This is a genomic window from Streptococcus oralis, assembly GCF_023109005.1.
Lineage (GTDB): Bacteria > Bacillota > Bacilli > Lactobacillales > Streptococcaceae > Streptococcus > Streptococcus oralis_BU.
Genome location: NZ_JALDTU010000002.1, coordinates 181,776 through 205,281 on the forward strand (window position 1 = coordinate 181,776; position 23,506 = coordinate 205,281).

A 23,506-nucleotide genomic window follows, 5' to 3' on the forward strand; every position below is an offset into this window, starting at 1 on the left:
TCTATTTTACCACATTTTTTGAGAAATATAAGTGATAAAAGGCTGGTGGATAGAGCTTTTGGCGATTATTTTTCGGATTTTTTTGATAGTAAGCCTGAAAATTTCTATAATAGCTAGTCAAATCCGTTTCAATCTGCAAAAAATCACTTGATTCTATCGGCTTGACTTGAGGATACCAGTCGTCCAGTTGACGGTTTAATAGATTGTCTCCTTGCTGATAGGCCTCCTCCTGCTTTTTCATCCAGTAAGGCGTTTGGTAGTACAACTGTTGGCGAATGTAGTGACAGATAGTGGTATCTTGCACAACTGCAAAACAAGACAGTTTTTGTTTCTGATAAGGAAATCGTAAAATTTCCAAGAGATTTCCTTGGCCATAGGGAAATTCCTTGACCTGAAAATGAAGCTTGCCACGTAGGTCCTGATGCAGAAGATATTTCAGTCTCAAAACTTGCTTTTTGAGATCTAGTTCCCAAGCATAGAAACCCATATTTTGACTATAATAGAGAAATCCCCTTTGCAGTTGTGTTAATCGCTCTTTTAACCAGAGTTTTTCTCCCAGTAGCCAGATAACCTGATATCCTTGGCTACGGTATCCTTGGCTTCTATCACCTAAAAGCTTTTGAGACAAGGGGCTGCACTGAACCTCCAGAGCTAGTTTCTCATTGACAAGAACATCCGCTATCTGCTGGATCTCGGGAAGAGCGTACTCTAAGGCAACCTGACAGTCTTTCTTGGCCCAGTGATAAAGGGCCTCTTTGTTGCCCAAGTGTTCTGGACTTTCATTCTCGAATATAGCGATGCAATCTCTTAACCTTTCATGGGCAAAGTGCGTTCGAATGCTCTGTCCTTGGCGTAACCGTAGTCCGCCTCCACAGGCTGGACAAGTATAAGCTTGCTTGGTCACATCTTTTTCGAGGGCATTTACCAAATTCCCCTTGGCATCTTTGGCTACAAACATGGTCTACCTCCTTTTCTCATTTATTCGAAAAAGAAGTAAAAAAGGCTGGAATTCCAGCCTTTCATGATATTACTTCTTATCTTTTTTGTCTCTTAGAATATTTTTTTAGCATGGGAATGAGATTGGGAATCTGCTCACTTCTAATGACCATCACACCGTATTCTTGACAGCGATTGGCATAAACAGGATTGATTTTCCCCGTACAGACAATTAACTTGAGGCAACTCTCTCCAGCAAAATGATTGGCGTAGACTTCTAGCTCATTGATGGCTTCAACTGATAAATCGGTCATCTTGCAAGAGATAAAGGTAATCGAGCGCCCCTTTCTCAGAATGACATCAATCTCATTTTGGACATTGTCCGCTTCTGGAAAGATACCATTCCAATCAATCTCACCGCCTATCATGCACTCATCAAACAGCTGAGATTCGAGCGCCAAGAGATAGAGATACAACTCTAAAATATGTCCTTTGTTGCGACAAAAGACTTGAGCTTCTTGACTTGGAAAGCTGTAGCTTACTCGCTCCTTGTCCTCTCTTTCAATACGAAGCATCCCCGCATCCACTAGTAAGGGGATGACGGATTCTGGATAGTGGTAATACTTGCCATTGTTTTCCAGTATCTTTTCAGTTTCAGCATATAGATCATTGGTCTTTGCTAGAGAGAAAAATTGGGTCACTTGGTACCAGTGGGCTGGATTGGAAATGGCAGAGATAGCTAGCTTTTTGATGGCTGCAATTTGCTGAGCTGAGTGGATAGGGCGTTTGGATTTGAGTATTTTTCCACCACGCAAGGCTATCAACTGTTGGATGCTTAGGGTAGGAATGTCCAAATCTTCTTTTTCCAACTGACCAGCCACCCACTTGTATTGTTTTCCCCGCTCGACATCCATCGCCACGATGGGGAGCTGCCGATCCAAGCCATACTGATAGAGAGATAAGGCTAGTAGAGAATCTCCGCCAAAAACATCGAGAAGGACTTGGTCGTAACCTGCTAGGCAATAATCTAATTGGTCCGCTAGTTGTTCTAAGGATAGCTGACGAAAGGTCACTCGTTGGATATGGGGGACTTCATCCAGGATAAAATGGCGCAGTGAAAGTTTATCATTACTGCTTATTTTCGTCAAAGATAGGAAGAGAATCTCGTCACAATCACTGACAAAAGCTTGGTAGACATTCTTTTCCAATACATGCCGATCATACAGTTCCACCAAAAGACTCGTCATTGGACCACCTCCATCATCTACAACATCTTGCGCCGAGAGTGACAGCAATACAATACAGCTCTACTGCTCAGATTTCCTACTTCTAGTATAGCATAAAATCCTGCTTGCCCCAATCTGCCGCCACAAACAAAAACGAATAGAAAGCTTCATAAGTGGTTTCTATTCGCTTGTTGGTGTTTGATTTACTTGATTTACTTGATTTTTCTGGCTAGCATAGTCGCAAAGCGTAGTTGAATCCGATTGCCATTTTCATCACGACGGTGCAAATGACCTGGATTTTCATTGTACTTAACCAATTCCCAATCTTTGTAGTAGTCCGCCAACTCCCCTTCTTTAAAAGTGAATGGGAAGTTGACTGAGCAAGGATAATCCTCTGTATCCATGGCACAGACGATAAGGTTATAGCCACCAACCGTGGTGTGCTCCTGCATATTTTGGATGATAGCTGGAATACGGTCCGCTTGAAGAAACATGAGAACAACTGTCGATATGATAAAATCATAGTCTCGGCTAATGCTGGCTGAATTGATATCATAAAGTCCAACAGGCATGTCTAGATCCTCTTGCTCTACGATGCTTTGCAAGATTTCCAGAGATAGTTCATTTTGATCCACAGCTGTCACATCAAAACCTTGTTGTGCTAAGAAGAGAGAGTTACGGCCTTGACCACAACCCAAATCCAAGGCTCTTCCTGGTTTTACCGTCTGCATAGCCTCAAGAATCTCTGAATGGACTGGATTGGTCTGGTACTTCTTAGAAAAGTAATCCTCAGGTTTACAATAAAATTCCAAGTACCATTCTACATCATCTGTCGCAGCCTCTACTCGGTGCCAGGCTTGCGGTTGCGCCATAGGATTGTCGGCCCCTGCTTGGAAAAGGTGTTCAGCTAGAACCTCACCATCCTCTGTCAACTCAATAAACTTAAGAGCCCCTTTCAAAACAGTGATTTTCCCCCATGTGCCAACCTTTGTATTGTGCTTCTGTTGGACAGCTTCGGGCATGGTCTGTTTGTTCCACAAGGGCATTCGTTTATAGGCAATTAGTTTTTCCATTTTACTTCCTCTTCTTAACGCTGGTTGACAGCTTTCATCACACGCGCGATGTCGCGGTTTTGTTCACGTCGCTTGATCGACTCTCGTTTATCATAGTCATGTTTCCCTTTTGCTAAACCTAAAAGGAGCTTGGCGTAGCCATCTTTGATGTAGACTTTAAGGGGAACAAGGGTCATCCCTGTCCCTTTGGTCTCTTGTTCCAATTTTTGAATTTGCTTCTTATGGAGCAGGAGTTTGCGACGACGTTCCGGTTCCTGGTTCCAGATATTGCCCTCTTCGTAAGGGGCAATATGAACATTGCTCAGCCAGACTTCCCCATTTTTTACTTGGGCAAAGCCGTCCTTGAGATTGATTCGAGCCGCTCGTACACTCTTGATTTCCGTTCCGGTCAGGACCATTCCTGCCTCTAGCGTATCTACGATTGTATAGTCGTGGTGCGCCTTTTTATTTTGTGCGACGACCTTTCCCTCGCCCTTTGCCATACTTGGCTCCTTTCTTAGCTACTTCTTTGTAAAAAGGTTTCTTTCCCTTTTTCTTCTTGTCTTTTTGTGAATGCTTGTGCTTATCATTTGAGTGCCCTGATTTTCTCTTGTCTTCCTTCTTGTCTGAACGACGACTTGAACCACGACCTCTGTCTTTGCGCCCAGCTTGTTTCAAACCTTTTTCGATGACATCAAACTCACTTGGGATATAAGAGAAGTCAATCTCACCTGTCATCTTATCCGCTCTTTCAACCCGAATTCGAATTTGCTGTCCTACACGGAAAGTTGTTCCTGATTTTTCCCCACGAAGAGTCAAATCCCGTTCATTAAAATGATAAAATTCAGGCAAATTGGTGATGTGAATCAAACCTTCGACTGTATTTGGTAATTCTACAAAGAGACCGAATTTGACGATGCTGGATACAACTGCATCATACTCTTCGCCGACGTATTCTTCCATGTACTCAGCCTTTTTCATGGCTTCGACTTCACGCTCTGCCTCGATAGCACGACGCTCACGGTTAGAAGACTGGGTTGCAATCTCTGGAATCACTTGCTCAAAATGCTCTGCTATTTCCTTAGAACGTCCGTAGTCCCGAATCATACGGTGAACAAGGAGGTCTGGATAACGGCGAATGGGACTAGTAAAGTGAGTGTAATAGTCGGCAGCAAGACCATAGTGGCCGTGATTGTGCTCAGAATAGCGAGCCTGCTGCATGGAACGAAGAAGCATCATGGACAATACATCCGCATAGGGTTCTCCCTCAACAGCACGCATGATGTCTTGAAGCGCCTCCTGACTCATCTCACTGGCAGTCCCATAAATCCGCAAGCCAAAGCTCGAAGCATAATCAATAAACTTCTGAACTTTTTCAGCCTTGGGCTCCTCGTGGATTCGATAAATGAAAGGCAAATCCAGCTTACTAAAGTGTTCGGCAACCGTTTCATTAGCAATCAACATGAAGGACTCAATCATCCGCTCAGCAACACCACGCTGACGAAGAACGATATCCATAGGCTTACCTTTTTTATCCACTAGAATCTTTGCTTCGCTGGTATCAAAGTTAAGGGCGCCACGTTTCACACGCATGCTTTCTAGCCTTTCATGAAGCTTGGCCATGAGCTCGATACTAGGAACAATTTTCTTAAACTCTCGTCTTTTTTCCTCGTCACCTGCTAAGATATCATTGACAGCGCTATAGGTCATACGAAAACTAGTCTTGATAACCGTTTGGGTAATGGTGTAATTAACTACACGACCATGTTTATCAATTTCCATAATGGCAGACTGGGTCAAGCGGTCAACTTGAGGATTGAGAGAGCAGATACCATTTGACAAACGTTCTGGTAGCATAGGCACTACACGGTCTGTCACGTAGACAGAAGTTGCGCGGTTAAGGGCTTCCTTGTCAAGGGCAGAGCCCTCAGTCACATAGTAGGAAACATCCGCGATGTGAACTCCGAGTTCCATATTGCCATTTTTCAAAGCCTTGATATGAACTGCGTCGTCCAAGTCCTTGGCATCTGCACCATCAATGGTAAAAGTGATTTCATCTCTCAGGTCCAGACGACCTTCCATATCCTTTTGAGACGGAGCATCAGGCACACTTTCCGCCTCCTTGAGAACAGCTTCTGGAAATTCTGAGACAATATCCATGGATTCCAAGACTTCAAGGACATCAATCCCAGCATCAGTCGAGTGTCCTACCACGTCCAGTACACTAGCGACAAAGAAATCATGTTTCTTACTTGGGTATTTGTCGATAAAGACCTTGAGAACTTCCGTTCCCTCTAGTTTAAGAGCTGGTTTCTTAACATAAATTGGCTGGCTGATTTTCTGATTCTTTGAACGGATGTAGCCCGCATACTTAGGTTTTTCCTGATCCAGAACGATTTGCCCGACAACTGTCGTCAGACTATGCTCTAGGATATCGATAATCTTGGCTTCTGCTGCAGTTCCTTTGTTACGGTCAGCGACTTTCTTGATGACCACCTCTACGGTATCACCATCAATGGCATAGTTGACATCGTTTTTTCCTACAAAAAGGTCGTCCTCGTCCCCTTCTAGACTGACAAAGCCAAAGCCGTTTTTATGGGCATGAAAAATCCCTTTGAGGGTAATTTCATGTTTCTTCTTTTGGTCCAGACATAAGCTACCATCATCTTCAAAACGAATCTGGTGCTTTCTTTCCATCAGAGACAGGGTTTTAATCAACTCACGGAAATCCTTAGATCCATCTTTTCCGAGAGCCTGAGCTAGGTCATTGACCGTCACTCGCCCCTTCTCTTGCAAATATTCTTTTATTTTATCTTTCATATTTTCTTTCTAGATTTTTATAATTTTTTTGATTGATAACTTTAGAAGTGTCATTGAAAATAAAAATAGGCTAAGACCTAGTCTCGCCCATTTCTTATCTACTTGATAATACCGTCAATGCTAAGGCAATGGCTAGCCAGAAAAAGACTAAAATACCTGTCAAACGTTGCATCACAGCTTCAAAACCACGCGCCTTACTACGTTCAAACAAATCACCTGAGCTGGCATCAAATACATTGCTGGATTGGTTCTTAGTTGGTTGCATGAAAATCGCAATCACAATCACAACAGATAATACTAATAAAATGGTTAACAATAGGTTATACATATCAAACTCCTTAAAATCCCTATTATTTTACCATAAAATCTACTTAGATTCAAGATGTAGGGTTACTTTTCTTTCCTTGGGACAATACTTTAAAACCTCAATCTTGTCAGGATGAGTTTTGGAGTTCTTACTGGTTAGATAATTCATGCTGCCGCAAGAGGAGCACTTGAGATTGATTTTTACTCGCACTAGATTTCCTTTACTTTTAATAATGATCTAAATTGCACTATGTTACATAAACAACTGAAAGTTACACAGGCTGCTGTCGCATAAAAGACAGCATGGTAGCCCAAATATCCTGCAACTGCGGATCCCGCCATGGGTCCAATCACTCCACCGAGGTAAAAAAAGACTTGGTTGAAGGCAAAAATTCTTGAAATTCCAAACTTTGGAGTCATTTTGCTGAGAAGGGCATTGACTCCCGGTATGAGAGCTCCCGTTCCCAAACCAAAGAGAAAACGGTACAAGCCGAGTTGAAGGGGACTGGTTGCATGGGCACAAAGAAGGTAAATGATGACAGAATAAATCTGCGCTACAACTAACAATCTATGATTCCCTACCTTATCGCCAAGTTTTCCTAGAACTCCAGCACTCATCATGCTAGAAAATCCCATGCTGGATACGATCAATCCAGATACAAGGAGGAGATTTGCAGTCTGCCCTAAGTCCCGAACATAGAGAGCTAGAATGGGACCAATTGATTGAGCTGAAAATTGAATGACAAAGCTGGTTAAAAATAGGTTTATTAAAAGCCTAGGATACTTAAAAGAAGAAAATACTTCTTTCGTTGGGATAGCCTTCTCCTTAGCAACTGGCTGAAAATCTTCCTTGATAAAGAAAATGGTTAGGATTGCAGCCAAAAATAAGAAAGCACCTACCAATAAAAAGACATTACGAATGCCAAAAATTTCAGCAATAAAGCCTCCAACAAAGGGACCCGTCAGTGTTCCTGCAACAACACCTGTAGATAGAGTTCCAAGAGCCGCTCCAGACTTATCTTTAGGTACCTGACTGGCAATCAAGGCTGTTGCATTGGGGACAAAACCAGTAAATACACCATTGAGCAAGCGCAGAAAGAGCAGCCAATAGATATTCGGCACAAAGGCCAAACCTCCCATCGTAACGGTCATGGCAAGACCTGCTCGAATCATCATGGGTTTTCGACCGTACTTATCAGCAAGAATACCCCAGATGGGAGAAACTAGAGCTGCTGAAACAGCTGAAACTGAGATGGCTAACCCAGCGTAGAAAGCAACTTGGTCGCTTTCAATTCCCAACTGCTCTACAAAGATAGGCATGAAAGGAACGACCAGGGAAATACTAGCTCCCGTTAGAAAACTACCGAACCAGGCGACACGAAGATTCTCTTTCCAACTAATCTCTTGCACAGCTATCGCCTCCTTCAAGTAACTTCACTACTTGACTCACAAGCTGATCACGACTGCCATTGTTATCTAATATATGACTCGCCAATTTTGTCTTTTCTTCTAAAGACCACTGAGCTGCCAGACGGGACTCTGCTACTTCCTTAGAAAGTTGATCCCGTTTCATGAAACGTTCTACCTGAACATCCCGGTTCACATAGACCAGCCATGTTTCATCAAACCAGTTGGCGTAGTCCTGTTCAAAAAGCAGGGGAATATCCATGAAAAAAATCGTTTCTGTCTGGGCTAACTGGTCTCTTAATGCAGCCAATTCCTCACGAATAATCTCTCCTTGGGTTTGCTTAGACCATTCCCGCTCCTCAGGATTTGAAAAGATGAGACTAGCTAGGAGAGGGCGATTGAGTTCTCCATTTTCTAAGATAATTTCCTGTCCAAAATGCTGGACTAAGACCTGATATAGGCGCCCACCAGGTTTTTGTAGCTGGTGAACAACTGCATCAGCATCTACTACTTGAAAGCCTTTTTGTCTTAGAAAATTTGTCACAGTTGATTTCCCCGAAGCAATTCCTCCTGTGATTCCGATGATTTTTCCCATCAGCCCCTCCTTTGACACTGGGGACAAAAATGAGTTCCGCGTCCACCGAGCTGGATTTTCTCAATGATGGTGCCACAGCGTGAACATGCTTGACCAGTCTTATCATAGACCTGATGAAAATCCTGCATGGTTCCATCTTCCCCAAAGGCATTGGTATAGGTCCGAATGGTTGATCCCCCTTTTTCAACAGCCTGTCCCAAAACAGCAATGGTCTGGTCATGAATGGCTGACGCTTCTGCTGCTGTCAAAGTTTGGGAAGGTCTAGCTGGATGAACCTGAGCTCGCCAAAGAACCTCATCCACATAGATATTGCCAAGGCCAGCTACCAAGGTCTGGTCTAGGAGATGGGATTTGATAGGCTTTTTAGACTTGGCTAGGGCAGATTGAAAGACCTGCAAATCAAAGTCCTGCTCTTTTGGCTCAGGCCCTAGTTTTTTAGAAACAAAGTAAGCTTCCAATAGGTCGGGTGTCAGCAGTTCCATGGTACCAAACTTGCGTACGTCCTCATATACAAGAGTGCCACCATCCTCGAACTCAATGAAAACATGGGCGTGCTTGCGTTCAGGAACCTGGTCTGGATAGTAAAAATACTTGCCCTCCATCCGCAGATGGGAAATCAAGACCTTGTCTGTCAGGTAGAAAAGCAAATATTTGCCACGACGTCCCATTGACTCAATTACTTGGCCAGGCACTTGCTTTTGAAACTCGTCCAAATCTGTCTTGATCATCTTAGGATAACGAACCTCTATACTCGAAATCTTCTTTCCCAAAATTAATTTCTCTAAGCCACGACGAACCGTTTCAACCTCAGGTAATTCAGGCATAGATCCTCCTTCTGTAAAAACAAGAAGCAGGCATGAGCCCACCTCTACTTAGTATTCTTTTTCATTATAGCCAAAGTCAGCCAAATCTAGCTTTTTATCACGCCAGTTTTTCTTGACCTTGACCCAAGTTTCTAGGAAAACCTTGTCCCCTAGCATGAGTTCAATATCACGACGGGCCATGGTCCCAATTTTTTTGAGCATAGCGCCACCTTTTCCAATGATGATGCCTTTTTGACTATCACGCTCAACCATAATGGTAGCTCGGATATGAACCTTGTCTGTCTCTTCGTCACGCTTCATAGAGTCAACCACCACTGCGACTGAGTGAGGAACCTCTTCACGAGTTAAATGAAGAACTTTCTCACGAATCATTTCGGATACCAAGAATCGCCCATGTTTTCTTATCGCCTCGCAACTGCAGAAGCACACGACCCTCCTCGTCTGCCAGAATTCCACCAGCAAAATTCAGTATAACCTTATCATGCCTCACCTTGGAGCGAATATAGGAAATATAGTCTTGGGGCATATTTAATACTTTCTAATCTAAATTTTCAATATCATTTATAAAAAACGATAGCAAGGCTTTTTCTTTAACTCTTGAGACACCTAAATCATTTCTCATTTCATTCATTAGTTGTTCTGAGATTTTGAGTAATTTTTTACCATCCGAATCAGAAGTAGCAACTTTTCGGAATTCCATCCATTTTTCGACAACTTTTCTAGAACCCCATAACGTTATTTCTTTACTAAATTTTATCAAATCTGCAATTTGTTCCTCAGATGGATATGGCGAATTTTCTTTATCAGATTGATTTATTTTATATATCATTTCAACAAAATGATAATAAGCCGTTTCACGTTTTTGCGTTAAATATTGTAACCTAGTCTGCTTTATATCAAAAATTACTTTAAATGTAGTCGTAGCAATGGTGACAAATCCTGTAATAATCGCAACAACTATGATTGCATCATATGTTTTTAGAATGGAGAACAACTTTAAAAACCAATTGAAAGAAAAATACAATACTCCTAAAATTAGTAGCAGACCTACCAAACCTAAAAAAGTATTTCTTTTATTTCCCTGCATAGTCCCACTTTATTAATCCCTTCACTTTACATAGAAATTTTTAATCATAAGAAGATAACCAACCCAAACTCCTCGACTTATAACTAAACATCAAGCTACTCTTAAGTTTTAATACTCCTTCTCATTATAACCAAAGTCAGCCAAATCTAGCTTTTTATCGCGCCAGTTTTTCTTGACCTTGACCCATGTTTCTAGGAAGACCTTATCTCCTAGTATAAGTTCGATATCACGACGGGCCATGGTTCCAATTTTCTTAAGCATAGCGCCACCTTTACCAATGATAATGCCTTTTTGGCTGTCGCGCTCCACCATGATGGTTGCACGGATGTGAACCTTGTCTGTCTCTTCGTCTCGTTTCATAGAGTCAACCACTACGGCAACTGAGTGAGGAATCTCTTCACGAGTTAGGTGCAAGACTTTCTCACGAATCATCTCTGAAACCAAGAAACGCTCAGGATGATCTGTGATTTGATCAGACGGAAAGTACTGGAAACCTTCCTCAAGATTTTCACTGAGGATGTCAATTAGACGAGAAACGTTATTTCCCTGAAGAGCTGAGATCGGAACAATTTCCTTAAAGTCCATCTGGTTACGGAAGTCATCAATCTGAGCCAAAAGCTGATCTGGATGGACCTTGTCAATCTTATTCACCACCAGAATCACAGGAACCTTGGCAGCTTTCAGACGCTCGATAATCATATCGTCGCCCTTACCACGTGGCTCATCAGCTGGCACCATGAATAGAACAGTGTCTACTTCACGAAGGGTGCTGTAGGCAGATTCCACCATGAAATCTCCAAGAGCAGTCTTAGGCTTATGAATCCCTGGCGTGTCGATAAAAACGATTTGTTCCTTATCAGTGGTGTAAATCCCCATAATTTTATTGCGCGTCGTTTGCGCCTTATCACTCATGATAGCAATCTTTTGCCCCATAACGTGATTCAAAAAGGTTGACTTCCCAACATTAGGACGTCCTAAAATGGCCACAAAGCCTGATTTAAATGTCATAATTTCCTCTTAGTGTTTAAAATAATAAATCCCAAATGCGTGGGAGAAAGATAAGTGCACCTGTTACCGCAGCAAAAAGAGAGACCACCAACACGGCTCCTGCCGCCATGTCCTTGGCTTTCTTTGCCAACATAGAAAAGTGGTAATGACTGGCTAGATCCACCACATTTTCAATAGCGGAGTTAATAATCTCAAAGGCCACTACCAAGAAAATGCTCATTAGGAGAAAGAGCCATTCGATTCGTGACACCTGAAAAACAAAACCTGCAAGGATAACCACAAGGGCTGTCACTGCATGTTTTCGCATATTGCGTTCTTCCTTGATCGCAGTCAGAATTCCTGTAAGGGCAAATTCTAAACTGGATACCAGGTCACGATTTTTCCATTTTCGTTTATTGTCTTGTGAGTCCATAGGCTGTTAAAATTTCTTCTTGTAAACCGAACATCTCCGCTTCTTCTTCCGGAGTGTAGTGATCATAGCCGTTAATATGTAAAAAGCCGTGTACTGCCAAGAAGCCCATCTCACGCTCAAAGCTGTGACCGTATTCCTCAGCCTGCTCATGCGCTTTATCGATAGAGATAAACAATTCCCCAATATAGGCATCAAACTCAGACATCATCTCTGCCAATTCAGGATTTTCAAGCAAATCCTCTTCGTCAAAGGCAATATCCAACTCTGGCTTATACTCAAGGCTGATGACATCCGTCGGACGATCGGTGTCACGGTACTCGAGGTTGAGTTCGTGACTACGCTCGTTGGTCACAAAAGTGACTGCCATTTCCTTGTCTTCTTTTCCTATTTTTTGGGCTGCAAATTCCAAAATTTCTTGGGTTTGTTGCAAGATTTCTTGTGAAACTTGACCAGTTTCATCTACCATTTCAATATACATGTACTTCTCGATTCTCTTTACTTGGCTTTATTATACCATATTTCCATGATTTTATTCTACCTTTTTGATATAATACTATGGAATACAATCACAAGGAGAGAACGATGTCATTTGACGGATTTTTTTTACACCACATGGTTGAGGAATTGCGAAGAGAGTTAGTCAATGGTCGCATCCAGAAAATCAATCAACCTTTTGAACAAGAGTTGGTCTTGCAAATCCGCAGCAATCGCCAAAGCCATCGCCTGCTCCTCTCTGCTCATCCCGTTTTTGGTCGTATCCAGCTGACCCAAACGACTTTTGAAAATCCAGCCCAACCTTCGACTTTTATCATGGTGTTGAGAAAATATTTGCAGGGTGCTATGATTGAGTCGATTGAGCAAGTGGAAAATGACCGCATTGTGGAGGTCACGGTTTCTAATAAAAACGAAATTGGGGATCATATCCAGGCTACCTTGATTATCGAGATTATGGGCAAACACAGCAATATTCTCCTCGTGAATAAAAGTAGACATAAAATCCTCGAAGTCATTAAACACGTTGGTTTTTCACAAAACAGCTACCGCACCTTGTTGCCTGGATCGGCCTATATCGCTCCGCCAAGCACGGAATCGCTCAATCCTTTCACAATCAAGGATGAGAAGCTCTTTGAAATCTTGCAAACACAGGAAATGACGGCTAAAAATCTTCAAATTCTCTTTCAAGGTCTAGGACGCGATACGGCAAACGAACTGGAAAGTCTATTGGTTCATGACAAACTGTCTACTTTCCGAAACTTTTTCGATCAAGAAACCAAGCCTTACCTAACGGAGACTTCCTTCAGTCCAGTTCCTTTTGCAAATCAGGTGGGAGAGACTTTTACCAGTCTTTCTGCCTTGCTTGACACTTACTATAAGGACAAGGCTGAACGGGACCGCGTTAAACAGCAAGCCAGCGAACTGATTCGTCGTGTTGAAAATGAACTTCAGAAAAATCGACATAAGCTTAAAAAACAAGAAAAAGAGTTACTAGCGACAGACAATGCTGAGGAATTTCGCCAAAAAGGGGAATTGCTAACAACCTTCCTCCACCAAGTGCCTAACGACCAAGACCAGGTTATCCTAGACAACTACTACACTAATCAACCTATCACCATTGCGCTTGATAAGGCCTTGACTCCCAGCCAGAATGCTCAACGCTATTTTAAACGTTACCAGAAGCTCAAAGAAGCTGTAAAATACCTGACTGAGTTGATCGAAGAAACCAAGGCAACCATTCTCTATCTGGAAAGTGTGGAGACTGTGCTCAACCAAGCTGGACTGGAAGAAATCGCTGAAATCCGCGAGGAATTGATTCAAACTGGCTTCATTAGAAGACGCCAACGCGAGAAAATCCAGAAACGCAAAAAACCAGAACAGTATCTGGCGAGCGATGGCAAAACCATTATCTATGTTGGACGAAACAACCTGCAAAACGAGGAATTGACCTTTAAAATGGCCCGCAAGGAAGAACTCTGGTTCCATGCCAAGGACATCCCTGGAAGCCACGTCGTCATCTCAGGAAATCTCAATCCTTCTGACGAAGTCAAGACAGACGCAGCCGAACTAGCAGCCTACTTTTCCAAAGGACGTTTGTCAAATCTAGTTCAGGTGGATATGATTGAAGTTAAAAAACTCAACAAACCAACTGGTGGAAAACCTGGCTTTGTTACCTATACAGGACAAAAGACCCTCCGTGTTACACCAGACCCAGAAAAAATCGCATCTATGAAAAAATCCTGATTTCTCTTGAAATCAGGATTTTCTATTACAAATTTACTCTGCAATCAAAGTTTCCAAAGCAACCTTCATCATATCGGTGAAGGTGTTTTGATTTTCTCAGCCAGTTTTTAATAACCATTAAAGAGCGAGATAGTGGTCAATAAATGAGATATTTTTCTATCTTCTAAAATTCTTTTATTGTCTCAATTTCGAAAATACTTCTCCTATCTTGCCTTCAATGACCAATGTAGCTTGGCTGTCTTGTGGAGTACTGGTTTTATTGATAAGGACCAGATTTGTCCCAGAAAAATAGTTTACTAGGCTAGCTGCGGGATAAACAACTAAGGAAGTCCCACCAATAATCAGCAAGTCAGCTTGCCGAATAGCTTGTGCAGCTTGGCTAAAGACATCCATGTCAAGTGATTCTTCATACAAGGTCACGTCAGGCTTGACCACCTTGCCACAGTCTAGGCAGTGGGGAACAGGTCCCTCGAGGGCCAGAAAACCAGTCAAGTTATAGAAACGTTGACAACCTAAGCAGTAATTTCGGTCCGCGCTCCCATGCAATTTAAAGACCTTTTGGGAGCCTGCCATTTCATGAAGACTATCAATATTTTGTGTCACAACAGCCTTTAGCTTGCCTGTCTTTTCCAAAGCAGCTAGATAAGTATGAGCAGCATTAGGCTTGGCTTCTGGATAAATCAGGTATTTCTTATAAAAGTCAAAAAAATCTTCTGGATAGCGCTCAAACATGGTCCGAGAAACGAGTTGCTCTGCCGTAAAATGACGGCCTAACTGATGACTATAAACACCATCTGAACTACGAAAATCTGGGATATTAGACTCGGTTGACACTCCTGCCCCTCCGAAAAAGACTATTCTGTGGCTTTTATCAATCAAATCTTGTAATAGTTCTATTTTATCCATCACATCTCTCCTTAAGTTGGGTTCTAAAAAAGTTGAAAATCAATAGTTGGATTTTCAACTCTTTCTTTATCATTGCTTAGATATTGAAAATAAATCACTTACAACAGTTCTTGTAACTAATGTAATTGAAAAGCTATTCTCTGATTACTCTGCAATCAATGTTTCCAATCCAACCTTCATCATATCGGTGAAGGTATTTTGGCGTTCTTCTGCAGTGGTATCTTCATCTGGATTGACCAAGCTATCAGAAATGGTCATGATAGCAAGTGCATCAACGTGATGTTGGGTAGCAAGATAGTAAAGAGCTGCTGCTTCCATTTCCACAGCCTTAACTCCCCATTTACCAAGCTCGATGTTCTTTTCAAAGTAGTTTGAGTAAAAGACATCTGATGACAAGACGTTCCCAACGTGGGTGGTCATACCGAGATCTTTGGCGATATGGTAGGCCTTGTCTAGCAAATCAAAGCTAGCGATTTGTGGGAAATCATACTGTGGCCAGTCGTTACGGATGATGTTTGAGTTGGTTGCAGCTGCTTGTGCCAAAACCAATTCACGGACATGAACATCCTCATTTAACGAACCCGCAGTTCCCACACGGATCAATTTTTTCACACCGTAGTCCACAATCAACTCACGCGCATAAATCGAAATAGACGGCATCCCCATACCAGTTCCCATGACAGATACACGGTGACCCTTATAAGTACCAGTGTAACCAAACATGTTACGCACTTCGTTAAAACAAACAGCATCTTCAAGGAAATTCTCCGCAATAAACTTAGCACGAAGAGGATCCCCCGGAAGAAGAATTTTATCAGCAATTTCACCCTGCTGAGCAGCAATATGGATAGACATAGTTAAGATATAAAGGGCGACAGAGAACAATGTAAACATAGGAAACTGACGAAGCATCGCAGATGCTAGACAGTTTATCTTTTTTACACAGTTCTCCGCCCGTATTCAGTTCAACAAATACGGTTTACCCATCCTTTCTTTCTTGATTTTAAATTTAAATATTTCGCAGAATAGTTAGCCCGAGTTTGACTATAACTCAGATACTCTGCCTTTCTGCAGTTCCTAGTTTACCAATGAATCTAAAAATGCATACAGTTTTGCATTCATTTCAGAGTAATCGTTTCTACGTAATTCTTCTGGTGTTTGAACGAAAGTGAACTTTTCACTTTGCTCTCTTAATTGCTCCTCACCATCCGCAGCAATCAATAATTCTACTGCGTCTGGATCAAATTCCAAATGAGCCTGAAAGGCATAATGTTTCGGACTAAAGCGAATAATTTGGCGTGGACAACCTTGACTGGTCGCCAGGACGACAGCATCCTCTGTCAGCCCTGGCATATCACCGTGCCAGTGGCCGGTTTCTAAGGTTTTTTCGAACAAGCTGACATGAGAATCTGTTAGACCTTGCATCGTCAATGTCACAGGATAAACGCCGATCTCGCGCTCTGGACTATGTTCATACTTCGCACCATAGGCAACAGACAGGAGCTGCGCACCAAGACAGACACCAACAATATAAATATCTGCAGCAATCGCTTCTTTCATAAAAGCAAGCTCAGCCTTTGGATCATAGTATGGGAAGTTTTCTCTATCCTCATCAGGTGATTGAGGACCACCCATAACAATCAGAAAATCAATCCCGTCAATTGTTTCAGGAAGAGGTTCTTTTTCATAAACCTTTGTTGATGTAATTTGATGACCTCGTTCTAGAGCCCATTTTAGATATGCACCTGGAACCTCAAATGTCTCATGTAAAATAAAGTGAACTCTCATGACATTACAATTCTGCAAGAATAGCTTTAACCAAGCCTTTGAAGTCACCTTTGACACGCTCTGTCACTTCCACAACTTCCTCGTGGTTAAGTTCTTCTTGGAATCCTGCAGCATGGTTAGTAATACATGAAATACCGAGAACTTTCAAGCCTGAGTGGGCTGCCACAATAACTTCAGGAACAGTGGACATACCAACTGCATCTGCTCCCAATGTCTTATAGGCACGAATTTCTGCAGGTGTTTCATAAGTCGGACCGGTTACACCAATATAGACACCTTCATCAAGCTTGATACCGAGTTTTTTAGCCACTTCATGAGCAGTAGCACGGTATTCTGGAGTGTAGGCTTTAGACATATCTGGGAAACGTGGACCAAAATCATCCAAGTTTTCACCCATCAATGGGTTTTGCCCCGTCATATTGATATGGTCTGAGATAGCCATCAAGGTACCAGGACCAAATCCAATACCTCCAGCTGCATTGGTTACAATGACACCTTCACATCCGAGAACTTTCATCACACGTACTGGAAAAGTCACGACTTCAAGAGGATTTCCTTCGTAGAAATGGAAACGACCTTGAAGAGCCAAGACTTTTCGACCTGCAAGTTCTCCATATACCAATTTACCAGCGTGTCCGACGACTGTCGAACGGCCCCAGTTTGGAATCTCAGCATAGTCTACTACAACTGGATTTTCGATTTCTTCTGCCAATTCTCCAAGTCCTGATCCAAGGATTAAACCGAACTCAGGCGCTTGGATTCCTTTATCTTTCAGAAAAGCAGCTGTTTCTTGGATCTTATCTAAAAATGTCATTATGTGTCTCCTTTATTATTTTTTAGCAGTTGACCGATTTTGTCAAAAGTTTTAGCATTGCGAATGGTGATGTTGCGATAAAAAGGTATCTTGAGCAAGTACTTGTGATAGGCAGTTGCATAGTAGGATTCTTCAGAGAATTTCCCCCAGAAAATCCCAAGTCTTCCAAAATGAACCACTTCATCTTTCAGTTCCAAACTTTCAACTTTCTCAATGACTTGAGCCACATCCAAGCTCTCCGTGTAGAAGAGCACATCCTTTCGTGCCAAATCTTTGGTCCACCATTCAGGCAGATTCTTCAGCTCTGCTTCATAATCTTCCTGACTCAGCAAAGAAAAGCTCTGAATAAACGGATAATGGATTTCAAAGAAAGCCTCTAACTTTTCAACCAATTGGGCTTTGGGAGCTATCGAAGTAAAGAAAATGTTGCCACTGTTGATGTAGGTTTCAACCTTTTCCAGTCCCAACTCTATCAGTTCTTGACGAAGTTGCGACATAACAACCTTATTCTTCCCACCGACATTAATGCCCCTAACCAGTAAAGCATAGTGTGTCATCTTATACCAATTTATCTAAGAAACTTTCACCAATCATGGCAGTTTCCACACCAAAGTTATCGGCAACTGTCGCTGAGATATCTGCGAAATGTCCAACTGGAATGACACCATTTCCTTTAAAGCTAGGGCTGTATGCTAAAAGTGGGATATATTCACGAGTGTGGTCTGTTCCTGCATAGGTTGGGTCATTTCCATGGTCCGCAGTAATCAAGAGAAGGTCGTTCTCTTTCATAGCTGCGATAATTTCAGGCAAGCGTTCATCAAACTCATGCAAACAATCACGGTAACCATGAGCATTACGACGGTGGCCGTAAAGAGCATCAAAGTCCACCAAGTTTGTGAAGGAGAATCCTTTTTCAAACTCAGCAAGTCCCATGGTCTTCAATAATGTATCAATTCCGTGGCTGTTTGACTTGTTGTGGCCCATGTCATGATTGATCCCTGCACCGTTAAAGATATCGTTGATTTTTCCAACAGCGTAAGTATCGATGCCAGCTTCGTTCAATTTATCCAAAACGGTTGGTGCAAATGGAGATACGGCCAAGTCACGACGATTAGCTGTACGAGTGAAGTTACCTGGTTCACCTACATATGGACGGGCAATGATACGACCTAGAAGGGCAGGACGTTCAAGTGTAATCGAACGAGCGTATTCACAGATACGGTACAATTCATCCAAAGGAATGATGTCTTCGTGGGCAGCAATTTGCAAAACAGGGTCAGCTGAAGTATAGATAATCAACTCCCCAGTTTCCATTTGACGTGGTCCGAAATCATCGATAACAGCTGTACCTGAGTAAGGTTTGTTGGCTTCACGAATGACCTTACGTCCTGAAAATTCTTCGATCTTTGTCAGGATTTCTTCTGGGAATCCGTTCCAGAAAGTATCGAAAGGCTCGGTAATGTTGAGTCCCATGATTTCCCAGTGACCAGTCATGGTATCCTTACCAAGGGAAACTTCTTCCAATTTTGTTGCATATCCTGTTGGATTGCTTTCAGCTGGTACAGTCTTTAGAGGAGTTTCGCGAGGAATATTTCCTAGACCGATTTTAGCCATGTTTGGCACATTCAAACCAACTGTTTTGGAAATGTGTCCTAGTGTGTCAGAAGCTCCATCTGGAACCCCTGCATTGACAAAGTTATTGGCATCTGGTGCAGCACCGATTCCCACAGAATCCAGTACAACCAAGTGAATACGATTAAATTTTGACATAGTCTGTCTCCTTATTTTTTGATTAGTTTGCTTTTTTTGAAGTTAAAATCTGAACACCATCTCGTCCCGCTACGATGACCTTATCCACCATTTGGTTGAACAAGCCATGCTCTACGACACCAACGACATGGTCCAATTCTTGTCCGAAAGTAATTGGATCTTCAATGACATCCAAGGCTAGGTCAATGATAAAGTTCTGCATATCGGTCACAAAACGTTGGCTGTCTTTTTCACGGAAACTTGGTTTGTAGCCAGCTCGCTCAAACCGACGAAAGACCTGTTCTGCGCCATACTGAACCACTTCTACTGGCAATTTAAAAGCACCTAGTTTCTTGACCAGTTTGCTTTCATCCACCACCCAAATGTATTCTTTTGAGGGCGTTGCGACAACCTTCTCCATCAGAAGGGCACCACCACCGCCTTTGATTCCGTTAAACTGGCTATCTACTTCATCCGCCCCGTCAACCGTCACATCGACAAAGTCTACTTGATCAATCGACTTGAGCGGGATGTTAAGACCTTCAGCCTGTTTACCGGTCACACTGGAAGTCGTTACAGCAGTAATCTGCAAACCTTCTTCCTTAATCCGACGACCGATTTCTTCTACGAAATAGTAGGCAGTAGAGCCCGTTCCAAGTCCGACTACCATGCCATCCTTGACAAACTCAGCAGCCTTGATACCTGCCATTTTCTTCAGATTTTCCACTCAAACACCTCCATTAAAGAGCTATTTTTATTATAACATGTATCCGTTTTTATTTCATGAATACACTGGAAAAACCCGAACATTTTTATTTCGGGTTTTTATGTCCTATTTAACCATATCTGGATCGTAATCATAGAATCCTGTGTCGAGGAAACGGTTTTTAGGGTGTAACTTGCGCACTTCCTCATCTAATAAGAAGGCTTGGTCACGGCTGAAATTCCCCTCTTGAATCAAGCTGCGTGCTTGGACAAAGAGTTTGGCAATTTCTACAAAATTCTGACCAGGTGTGTAAAGCCCCTCTAGCTTCCAGTGAGTAAAACCATGCTCCACCAATTCTGTCAATTTGGTCATCAAATCAAGGTCGTTATTTGCAAAGATGTGGGTACCATGATTGTCTTCAAAGATGGAATAATGGCTCTCAGGGTCACTCGGTTCTGCTAAGAAGAGGTCACGTTTACGCGTCTTTTCGTCATCGATATGCGTGAAGTTATAGTAGTTTTGTAAGAGCGGACGCTTAGAATGATGGATGACGCTAGCTCCGTAAACCAAGACTTCAGCAGGAATTTCCAAAATCTCTGGCATCTTGAAGAGTTCAGCAGATGGAATTTCACGCGCCAGGACCGCTTCAGAGGCTCCTGCCTTTTGGCCCCAGAAGTTAATCTGACGGCTACTCGTCACCATGGTTGAAGCATCGTAGATAGTCTTAAAGGAATAGCCATCACGGTTTACCACGTAAAAGACACCTGCATCTCCAACAGTGATATAGTCTGTCTTGATTTCTTCCAAGAAGTCTAGGAAGGGCTTGATACGGTCCATCATATCTTGGTGCATGAGGGCGTTGACTGCAACTATTAATTCCTTACCCGCATCATGAACGAGCTTAGCGATGGTGCGCAACTCTTCATAACTAAAGGTTGTTGGCAGACGAAGGCCAAAATCTTTCTCACCAACATAGATACGATCTACGCCAGCTTCGAGTAGTTGTTCAACTTGTTCAATACTTTCAGCAGTTGCTGTAATGATAATCTTTTCCATAAGGAAAATTATACCACAATTCTCAAAAATCAGCTATGAATACAAGGAGTTTTATAAAAAGTCAAAGTCATTTTTTAAAGTTTGCAATCAAAAAGTGAACAGTAACCAGCACCGTCCACTCTCTTTTTTATGCATGTGTTTTTTCAACTAGGTGGCCATCATTCATGACATAAATACGGTCAACCTTATCAAGAAGGCGAGTATCATGCGTAATCATGACAACTCCTCTACCTTGTTCATGAGCAATGGCAGCCAGCATCTCCGTTACTTGGTAGGCACGCTGGGTGTCTAGACTGGCTGTCGGCTCATCTGCAAGCACAATACTTGGATTGTTATAGAGCGCTCTAGCAATCGCCGCACGTTGACGTTCGCCACCCGATAGGGCCTTTGGATAATGATCTTTTACTTTTTCCAAATCCAACAACTCAAACAGCTCTTTTCGGTCACTTTTCCTATTTTTTCCCTTATCTAGTCTGTCTATCAAATCCAGCTGTTCCTTGACCGTTAGAAAAGGAATTAAGTTTGAAGCCTGGAGAATGAACCCAAACTCTCTAAAACGGAGATCTGTTTTTTCCTTCTCCGTCAAACCGCCTGTTTCCTTCCCCTTGACTAGAATCTTTCCACTTGATGCTTCTTGTAGTTGTCCTAGAGTTGTTAGAAAGGTCGTCTTTCCAGAACCTGAAGGCCCAACGATAGCCACGAACTCTCCTGCATTTAGCTGAAAATTCGTCTCATGCAGGGCTACGACTTTCATCTTTCCTTCCCCGTAGGTTTTTGTCACTTGAGTCATTTCAATCAATGCTGTCATACTATTCTCCTTATCACTCTGCAATCGCAGTAATCGGGTCCACCTTTAGCAAGCGTGGAAGTGAAATGACACCACCTAGAAGGGCCATCAAGGAAATTACCAAGCTTAGGACGGAGTAAGCTATCCAACTTGGATAGAAAAAGAAGGTAGCTGGTAAGACTAAAATCACTCCTCCGATAGCTAGCAAGGCTAGAGCAATTCCCATACCAGACAAAAGGAAGATTTGACAGAAAAGGGACCATACAATGATTTTGATCTGTATTCCTTGAGCTCGCATTATTCCATAAAGTCCAAGTTTTTGGATGGTAATGATATAAACAAAAATCCCCACAATCAAGCCTGTGATAACAATCATAGCAAGAATCATTCCTGAAAATACATTCACCTGAGGTGTGTAACCAGGAATTTTCGAAATCATTTTTGGAATGGAAATCTGTTTCAGTCTGTCTCCAGCCACTTCTATATCATTTTTCAATACCAAGGCAGAGATGGAACGATTGGCTTTCAAGGTTCCTTGTAAGGTCCAATAAGTTGTCAGACTCGTAAAGACAACAGGCTCGGTGAAAAATTTATTTCCTTGAGTCAAGCCTACAATCTTGTAACTTGTCTCATTTCCATTGAGCTGAATGGCATCACCTAGCCTAATCCCATAATTCTCAAAGGACTGATCCACGACAACCTCATCATTCCCTTCAGGATAACGGCCCTCAATCAGACTCGGAGAGATAAAAGAGTCCCACTCTTGAGCAAAGATGGAAACATTGACCTTTTCACTATCATCGACTAGATTAGTCACAGCGAACATATAGCCCAGGGGAGCAGCCTCTTTATAACTCTTCTCCTTGTAGTCCTTTTCAGGAATAAAAGATGCCGTCAAATTATCATTTGCGTAGTCAGATAAAACCACACCCGTCGCTTGCCAGTTATCAATAGCGGCTCGGTTGTTACGTACAAGACCAAGAGCTAAACTGGTCATAAAAAAGACCATAAAAGCGATAAGAAAAATGGTAGTGAGAATCAAACTATATCGAAGTTTGTTTCGTAATATTTCTTTGATAGCAAGATACATGCTTATCTCCTTTAACTTTTCCCCAGAGGTAGCAAAATGCTACCCAGTCCAATAGACAGCATCTCTGTCTTATCATCCATTCAAAACAACTCCTACCTCTTTTACAAAGAATCACGGTAGCAACTCAACAAATTATCTTAGGAAAAGCACTTGCTTGCTATCAATTTATATAAGTTATCCCTTCCTCAGTATATTTATAATAGAGAAGGTCAGGTCATCTGTTTCAAGTGTAACACCCATGCTATCACTTTCCCTAGTGGGTGTCAAGAAAAGCAACTTAGAAGATGATATAAGACTTTAGTAGTTTTGTAACAATTCTGTAATAATTCTCTACATAAAAAATGATAAAATAGTTATGTACTGTTAAGGAGAGAATTATGCCCGCAAGAAAATTAGAAGCCTATGAGTTTGAACAAACTCCCGAATCGAATCAAGCTCCGCTTTATCAAGATTATACACCAGAAGCCCCAGTCGGCCCTAACCTAAAAGAGATTTTATTTTTTGTAAATATTGCTTGTTTTTGTATTTTTATGGTACTTTTTAGCTTTATCTTTTTAGCTTTAAAATTAAATACAGCTTTATCATTTATTGCTGCTATGGGGGCAAGCTTGACACTCCTCCAACTCCAACGAAAGATTATTAAACGAAAAATTTCAAAATAAAGGTTGGTACCACTACCAACCTCTTTTCTAGTTAACA

The 23,506-nt window shown here is 42.1% G+C and carries 26 protein-coding genes and 2 pseudogenes; 2 read left to right on the forward strand and 26 right to left on the reverse strand.

What is annotated here, in order from left to right:
• Position 1 precedes the first annotated feature (1 nt).
• From M1F56_RS03435 to ybeY, 16 genes and pseudogenes are all read right to left on the reverse strand, one after another.
• Positions 2 to 958, reverse strand: coding sequence for a competence protein CoiA (locus M1F56_RS03435; RefSeq protein WP_247916864.1), 957 nt, complete (start codon positions 956 to 958; stop codon positions 2 to 4).
• Between the two features lie 76 nt (positions 959 to 1,034).
• Entirely contained in the window at positions 1,035 to 2,183 is a 1,149-nt protein-coding gene (locus M1F56_RS03440) for a hypothetical protein (RefSeq protein WP_247916865.1), read from the reverse strand.
• A 191-nt stretch (positions 2,184 to 2,374) separates the two neighbouring features.
• The gene (gene tehB, locus M1F56_RS03445) at positions 2,375 to 3,235 is read right to left on the reverse strand and encodes an SAM-dependent methyltransferase TehB (RefSeq protein WP_247916866.1); all 861 of its coding nucleotides are present in this window, start codon (positions 3,233 to 3,235) and stop codon (positions 2,375 to 2,377) included.
• Positions 3,236 to 3,249: 14 nt separating this feature from the next.
• A complete protein-coding gene (gene smpB, locus M1F56_RS03450) occupies positions 3,250 to 3,717 on the reverse strand; it encodes an SsrA-binding protein SmpB (protein WP_001051742.1) in 468 nt (155 codons plus the stop codon).
• Positions 3,680 to 6,034 carry a ribonuclease R gene (gene rnr, locus M1F56_RS03455; protein ID WP_247916867.1) on the reverse strand — a complete coding sequence of 785 codons (2,355 nt, stop codon included), beginning with the start codon at positions 6,032 to 6,034 and terminating at the stop codon, positions 3,680 to 3,682. Before rnr ends, smpB begins: the two co-directional genes overlap by 38 nt.
• 94 nt (positions 6,035 to 6,128) lie before the next feature.
• Positions 6,129 to 6,362: a preprotein translocase subunit SecG gene (gene secG, locus M1F56_RS03460; protein ID WP_000282517.1), complete on the reverse strand. Its 234-nt coding sequence runs from the start codon at positions 6,360 to 6,362 to the stop codon at positions 6,129 to 6,131.
• Positions 6,363 to 6,401: 39 nt separating this feature from the next.
• Positions 6,402 to 6,551: a 50S ribosomal protein L33 gene (rpmG, locus tag M1F56_RS03465; RefSeq protein WP_007519517.1), complete on the reverse strand. Its 150-nt coding sequence runs from the start codon at positions 6,549 to 6,551 to the stop codon at positions 6,402 to 6,404.
• Complete coding sequence (locus M1F56_RS03470) at positions 6,551 to 7,750, reverse strand: multidrug efflux MFS transporter (RefSeq protein ID WP_247916868.1); 1,200 nt, start codon at positions 7,748 to 7,750, stop codon at positions 6,551 to 6,553. The genes rpmG and M1F56_RS03470 overlap by 1 nt, the downstream gene beginning before the upstream one ends.
• Positions 7,737 to 8,342 (reverse strand): dephospho-CoA kinase, encoded by a 606-nt coding sequence (gene coaE / locus M1F56_RS03475; RefSeq protein WP_247916869.1) that lies wholly within the window; start codon positions 8,340 to 8,342, stop codon positions 7,737 to 7,739. Before coaE ends, M1F56_RS03470 begins: the two co-directional genes overlap by 14 nt.
• Complete coding sequence (gene mutM, locus M1F56_RS03480) at positions 8,342 to 9,166, reverse strand: DNA-formamidopyrimidine glycosylase (RefSeq protein ID WP_247916870.1); 825 nt, start codon at positions 9,164 to 9,166, stop codon at positions 8,342 to 8,344. Before mutM ends, coaE begins: the two co-directional genes overlap by 1 nt.
• 48 nt (positions 9,167 to 9,214) lie before the next feature.
• Positions 9,215 to 9,556, reverse strand: a pseudogene (locus tag M1F56_RS03485) (KH domain-containing protein); the annotation flags it as partial.
• Positions 9,546 to 9,692, reverse strand: a pseudogene (locus tag M1F56_RS03490) (DNA mismatch repair protein MutT); the annotation flags it as partial. The pseudogenes M1F56_RS03490 and M1F56_RS03485, both read right to left, overlap by 11 nt.
• Before the next feature lie 12 nt (positions 9,693 to 9,704).
• Positions 9,705 to 10,253, reverse strand: a complete 549-nt coding sequence (locus M1F56_RS03495; RefSeq protein WP_129325684.1) for a hypothetical protein — start codon at positions 10,251 to 10,253, stop codon at positions 9,705 to 9,707.
• A gap of 108 nt (positions 10,254 to 10,361) precedes the next feature.
• On the reverse strand, positions 10,362 to 11,261 hold the full coding sequence (gene era, locus M1F56_RS03500; protein WP_247916871.1) for a GTPase Era: 900 nt from the start codon (positions 11,259 to 11,261) through the stop codon (positions 10,362 to 10,364).
• 16 nt (positions 11,262 to 11,277) lie between these two features.
• Positions 11,278 to 11,673, reverse strand: a complete 396-nt coding sequence (locus M1F56_RS03505) for a diacylglycerol kinase family protein (RefSeq protein WP_000378186.1) — start codon at positions 11,671 to 11,673, stop codon at positions 11,278 to 11,280.
• Complete coding sequence (ybeY, locus tag M1F56_RS03510) at positions 11,654 to 12,151, reverse strand: rRNA maturation RNase YbeY (protein WP_000275169.1); 498 nt, start codon at positions 12,149 to 12,151, stop codon at positions 11,654 to 11,656. The genes M1F56_RS03505 and ybeY overlap by 20 nt, the downstream gene beginning before the upstream one ends.
• 104 nt (positions 12,152 to 12,255) lie before the next feature.
• Here ybeY and pavA point away from each other — a divergent pair, with 104 nt between their 5' ends.
• A complete protein-coding gene (gene pavA, locus M1F56_RS03515; protein WP_247916872.1) occupies positions 12,256 to 13,911 on the forward strand; it encodes an Rqc2 family fibronectin-binding protein PavA in 1,656 nt (551 codons plus the stop codon).
• 174 nt (positions 13,912 to 14,085) lie between these two features.
• Here pavA and M1F56_RS03520 read toward each other — a convergent pair whose 3' ends face one another.
• The 10 genes from M1F56_RS03520 to M1F56_RS03565 all read right to left on the reverse strand — a co-directional run bounded on the left by M1F56_RS03520 (position 14,086) and on the right by M1F56_RS03565 (position 22,807).
• A complete protein-coding gene (locus M1F56_RS03520; RefSeq protein WP_247916873.1) occupies positions 14,086 to 14,817 on the reverse strand; it encodes an NAD-dependent protein deacylase in 732 nt (243 codons plus the stop codon).
• 144 nt (positions 14,818 to 14,961) lie between these two features.
• Positions 14,962 to 15,672, reverse strand: coding sequence for a purine-nucleoside phosphorylase (gene deoD, locus M1F56_RS03525; protein WP_247916925.1), 711 nt, complete (start codon positions 15,670 to 15,672; stop codon positions 14,962 to 14,964).
• Between the two features lie 222 nt (positions 15,673 to 15,894).
• Complete coding sequence (locus tag M1F56_RS03530) at positions 15,895 to 16,605, reverse strand: type 1 glutamine amidotransferase (RefSeq protein WP_084873492.1); 711 nt, start codon at positions 16,603 to 16,605, stop codon at positions 15,895 to 15,897.
• 4 nt (positions 16,606 to 16,609) lie between these two features.
• Positions 16,610 to 17,419: a purine-nucleoside phosphorylase gene (locus tag M1F56_RS03535; protein ID WP_084872947.1), complete on the reverse strand. Its 810-nt coding sequence runs from the start codon at positions 17,417 to 17,419 to the stop codon at positions 16,610 to 16,612.
• Positions 17,419 to 17,976, reverse strand: a complete 558-nt coding sequence (locus M1F56_RS03540) for a DUF1697 domain-containing protein (protein WP_084872945.1) — start codon at positions 17,974 to 17,976, stop codon at positions 17,419 to 17,421. The genes M1F56_RS03535 and M1F56_RS03540 overlap by 1 nt, the downstream gene beginning before the upstream one ends.
• Before the next feature lies 1 nt (position 17,977).
• On the reverse strand, positions 17,978 to 19,189 hold the full coding sequence (locus M1F56_RS03545; protein WP_247916874.1) for a phosphopentomutase: 1,212 nt from the start codon (positions 19,187 to 19,189) through the stop codon (positions 17,978 to 17,980).
• A gap of 22 nt (positions 19,190 to 19,211) precedes the next feature.
• The gene (gene rpiA, locus M1F56_RS03550) at positions 19,212 to 19,895 is read right to left on the reverse strand and encodes a ribose-5-phosphate isomerase RpiA (protein WP_247916875.1); all 684 of its coding nucleotides are present in this window, start codon (positions 19,893 to 19,895) and stop codon (positions 19,212 to 19,214) included.
• 105 nt (positions 19,896 to 20,000) lie between these two features.
• Entirely contained in the window at positions 20,001 to 20,930 is a 930-nt protein-coding gene (locus tag M1F56_RS03555; RefSeq protein ID WP_247916876.1) for a peptidase U32 family protein, read from the reverse strand.
• 127 nt (positions 20,931 to 21,057) lie between these two features.
• Positions 21,058 to 21,738: an ABC transporter ATP-binding protein gene (locus M1F56_RS03560; RefSeq protein WP_247916877.1), complete on the reverse strand. Its 681-nt coding sequence runs from the start codon at positions 21,736 to 21,738 to the stop codon at positions 21,058 to 21,060.
• Between the two features lie 13 nt (positions 21,739 to 21,751).
• Positions 21,752 to 22,807 carry an ABC transporter permease gene (locus M1F56_RS03565; protein ID WP_247916878.1) on the reverse strand — a complete coding sequence of 352 codons (1,056 nt, stop codon included), beginning with the start codon at positions 22,805 to 22,807 and terminating at the stop codon, positions 21,752 to 21,754.
• Between the two features lie 377 nt (positions 22,808 to 23,184).
• On the opposite strand from M1F56_RS03565, the gene M1F56_RS03570 reads away from it, so the two are divergent.
• Entirely contained in the window at positions 23,185 to 23,469 is a 285-nt protein-coding gene (locus M1F56_RS03570; RefSeq protein WP_007521610.1) for a DUF3270 domain-containing protein, read from the forward strand.
• Positions 23,470 to 23,506: the final 37 nt, after the last annotated feature.

Excerpts from the sequence above, each read along its gene's own strand:
- M1F56_RS03495 (WP_129325684.1), bottom strand. The coding sequence starts at position 10,253 with ATGCAGGGAAATAAAAGAAATACTTTTTTAGGTTTGGTAGGTCTGCTA.
- era (WP_247916871.1), bottom strand. The coding sequence starts at position 11,261 with ATGACATTTAAATCAGGCTTTGTGGCCATTTTAGGACGTCCTAATGTT.
- rnr (WP_247916867.1), bottom strand. The coding sequence starts at position 6,034 with ATGAAAGATAAAATAAAAGAATATTTGCAAGAGAAGGGGCGAGTGACG.
- mutM (WP_247916870.1), bottom strand. The coding sequence starts at position 9,166 with ATGCCTGAATTACCTGAGGTTGAAACGGTTCGTCGTGGCTTAGAGAAA.
- secG (WP_000282517.1), bottom strand. The coding sequence starts at position 6,362 with ATGTATAACCTATTGTTAACCATTTTATTAGTATTATCTGTTGTGATT.
- ybeY (WP_000275169.1), bottom strand. The coding sequence starts at position 12,151 with ATGTATATTGAAATGGTAGATGAAACTGGTCAAGTTTCACAAGAAATC.
- deoD (WP_247916925.1), bottom strand. The coding sequence starts at position 15,672 with ATGTCTATCCATATTGCTGCTCAGCAGGGTGAAATTGCTGATAAAATT.
- M1F56_RS03440 (WP_247916865.1), bottom strand. The coding sequence starts at position 2,183 with ATGACGAGTCTTTTGGTGGAACTGTATGATCGGCATGTATTGGAAAAG.
- tehB (WP_247916866.1), bottom strand. The coding sequence starts at position 3,235 with ATGGAAAAACTAATTGCCTATAAACGAATGCCCTTGTGGAACAAACAG.
- M1F56_RS03560 (WP_247916877.1), bottom strand. The coding sequence starts at position 21,738 with ATGACAGCATTGATTGAAATGACTCAAGTGACAAAAACCTACGGGGAA.
- M1F56_RS03570 (WP_007521610.1), top strand. The coding sequence starts at position 23,185 with ATGCCCGCAAGAAAATTAGAAGCCTATGAGTTTGAACAAACTCCCGAA.
- M1F56_RS03555 (WP_247916876.1), bottom strand. The coding sequence starts at position 20,930 with ATGGAAAAGATTATCATTACAGCAACTGCTGAAAGTATTGAACAAGTT.
- M1F56_RS03505 (WP_000378186.1), bottom strand. The coding sequence starts at position 11,673 with ATGGACTCACAAGACAATAAACGAAAATGGAAAAATCGTGACCTGGTA.
- M1F56_RS03535 (WP_084872947.1), bottom strand. The coding sequence starts at position 17,419 with ATGACATTTTTAGATAAGATCCAAGAAACAGCTGCTTTTCTGAAAGAT.
- M1F56_RS03545 (WP_247916874.1), bottom strand. The coding sequence starts at position 19,189 with ATGTCAAAATTTAATCGTATTCACTTGGTTGTACTGGATTCTGTGGGA.
- M1F56_RS03435 (WP_247916864.1), bottom strand. The coding sequence starts at position 958 with ATGTTTGTAGCCAAAGATGCCAAGGGGAATTTGGTAAATGCCCTCGAA.
- pavA (WP_247916872.1), top strand. The coding sequence starts at position 12,256 with ATGTCATTTGACGGATTTTTTTTACACCACATGGTTGAGGAATTGCGA.
- coaE (WP_247916869.1), bottom strand. The coding sequence starts at position 8,342 with ATGGGAAAAATCATCGGAATCACAGGAGGAATTGCTTCGGGGAAATCA.
- M1F56_RS03565 (WP_247916878.1), bottom strand. The coding sequence starts at position 22,807 with ATGTATCTTGCTATCAAAGAAATATTACGAAACAAACTTCGATATAGT.
- M1F56_RS03520 (WP_247916873.1), bottom strand. The coding sequence starts at position 14,817 with ATGGATAAAATAGAACTATTACAAGATTTGATTGATAAAAGCCACAGA.
- M1F56_RS03530 (WP_084873492.1), bottom strand. The coding sequence starts at position 16,605 with ATGAGAGTTCACTTTATTTTACATGAGACATTTGAGGTTCCAGGTGCA.
- smpB (WP_001051742.1), bottom strand. The coding sequence starts at position 3,717 with ATGGCAAAGGGCGAGGGAAAGGTCGTCGCACAAAATAAAAAGGCGCAC.
- M1F56_RS03540 (WP_084872945.1), bottom strand. The coding sequence starts at position 17,976 with ATGACACACTATGCTTTACTGGTTAGGGGCATTAATGTCGGTGGGAAG.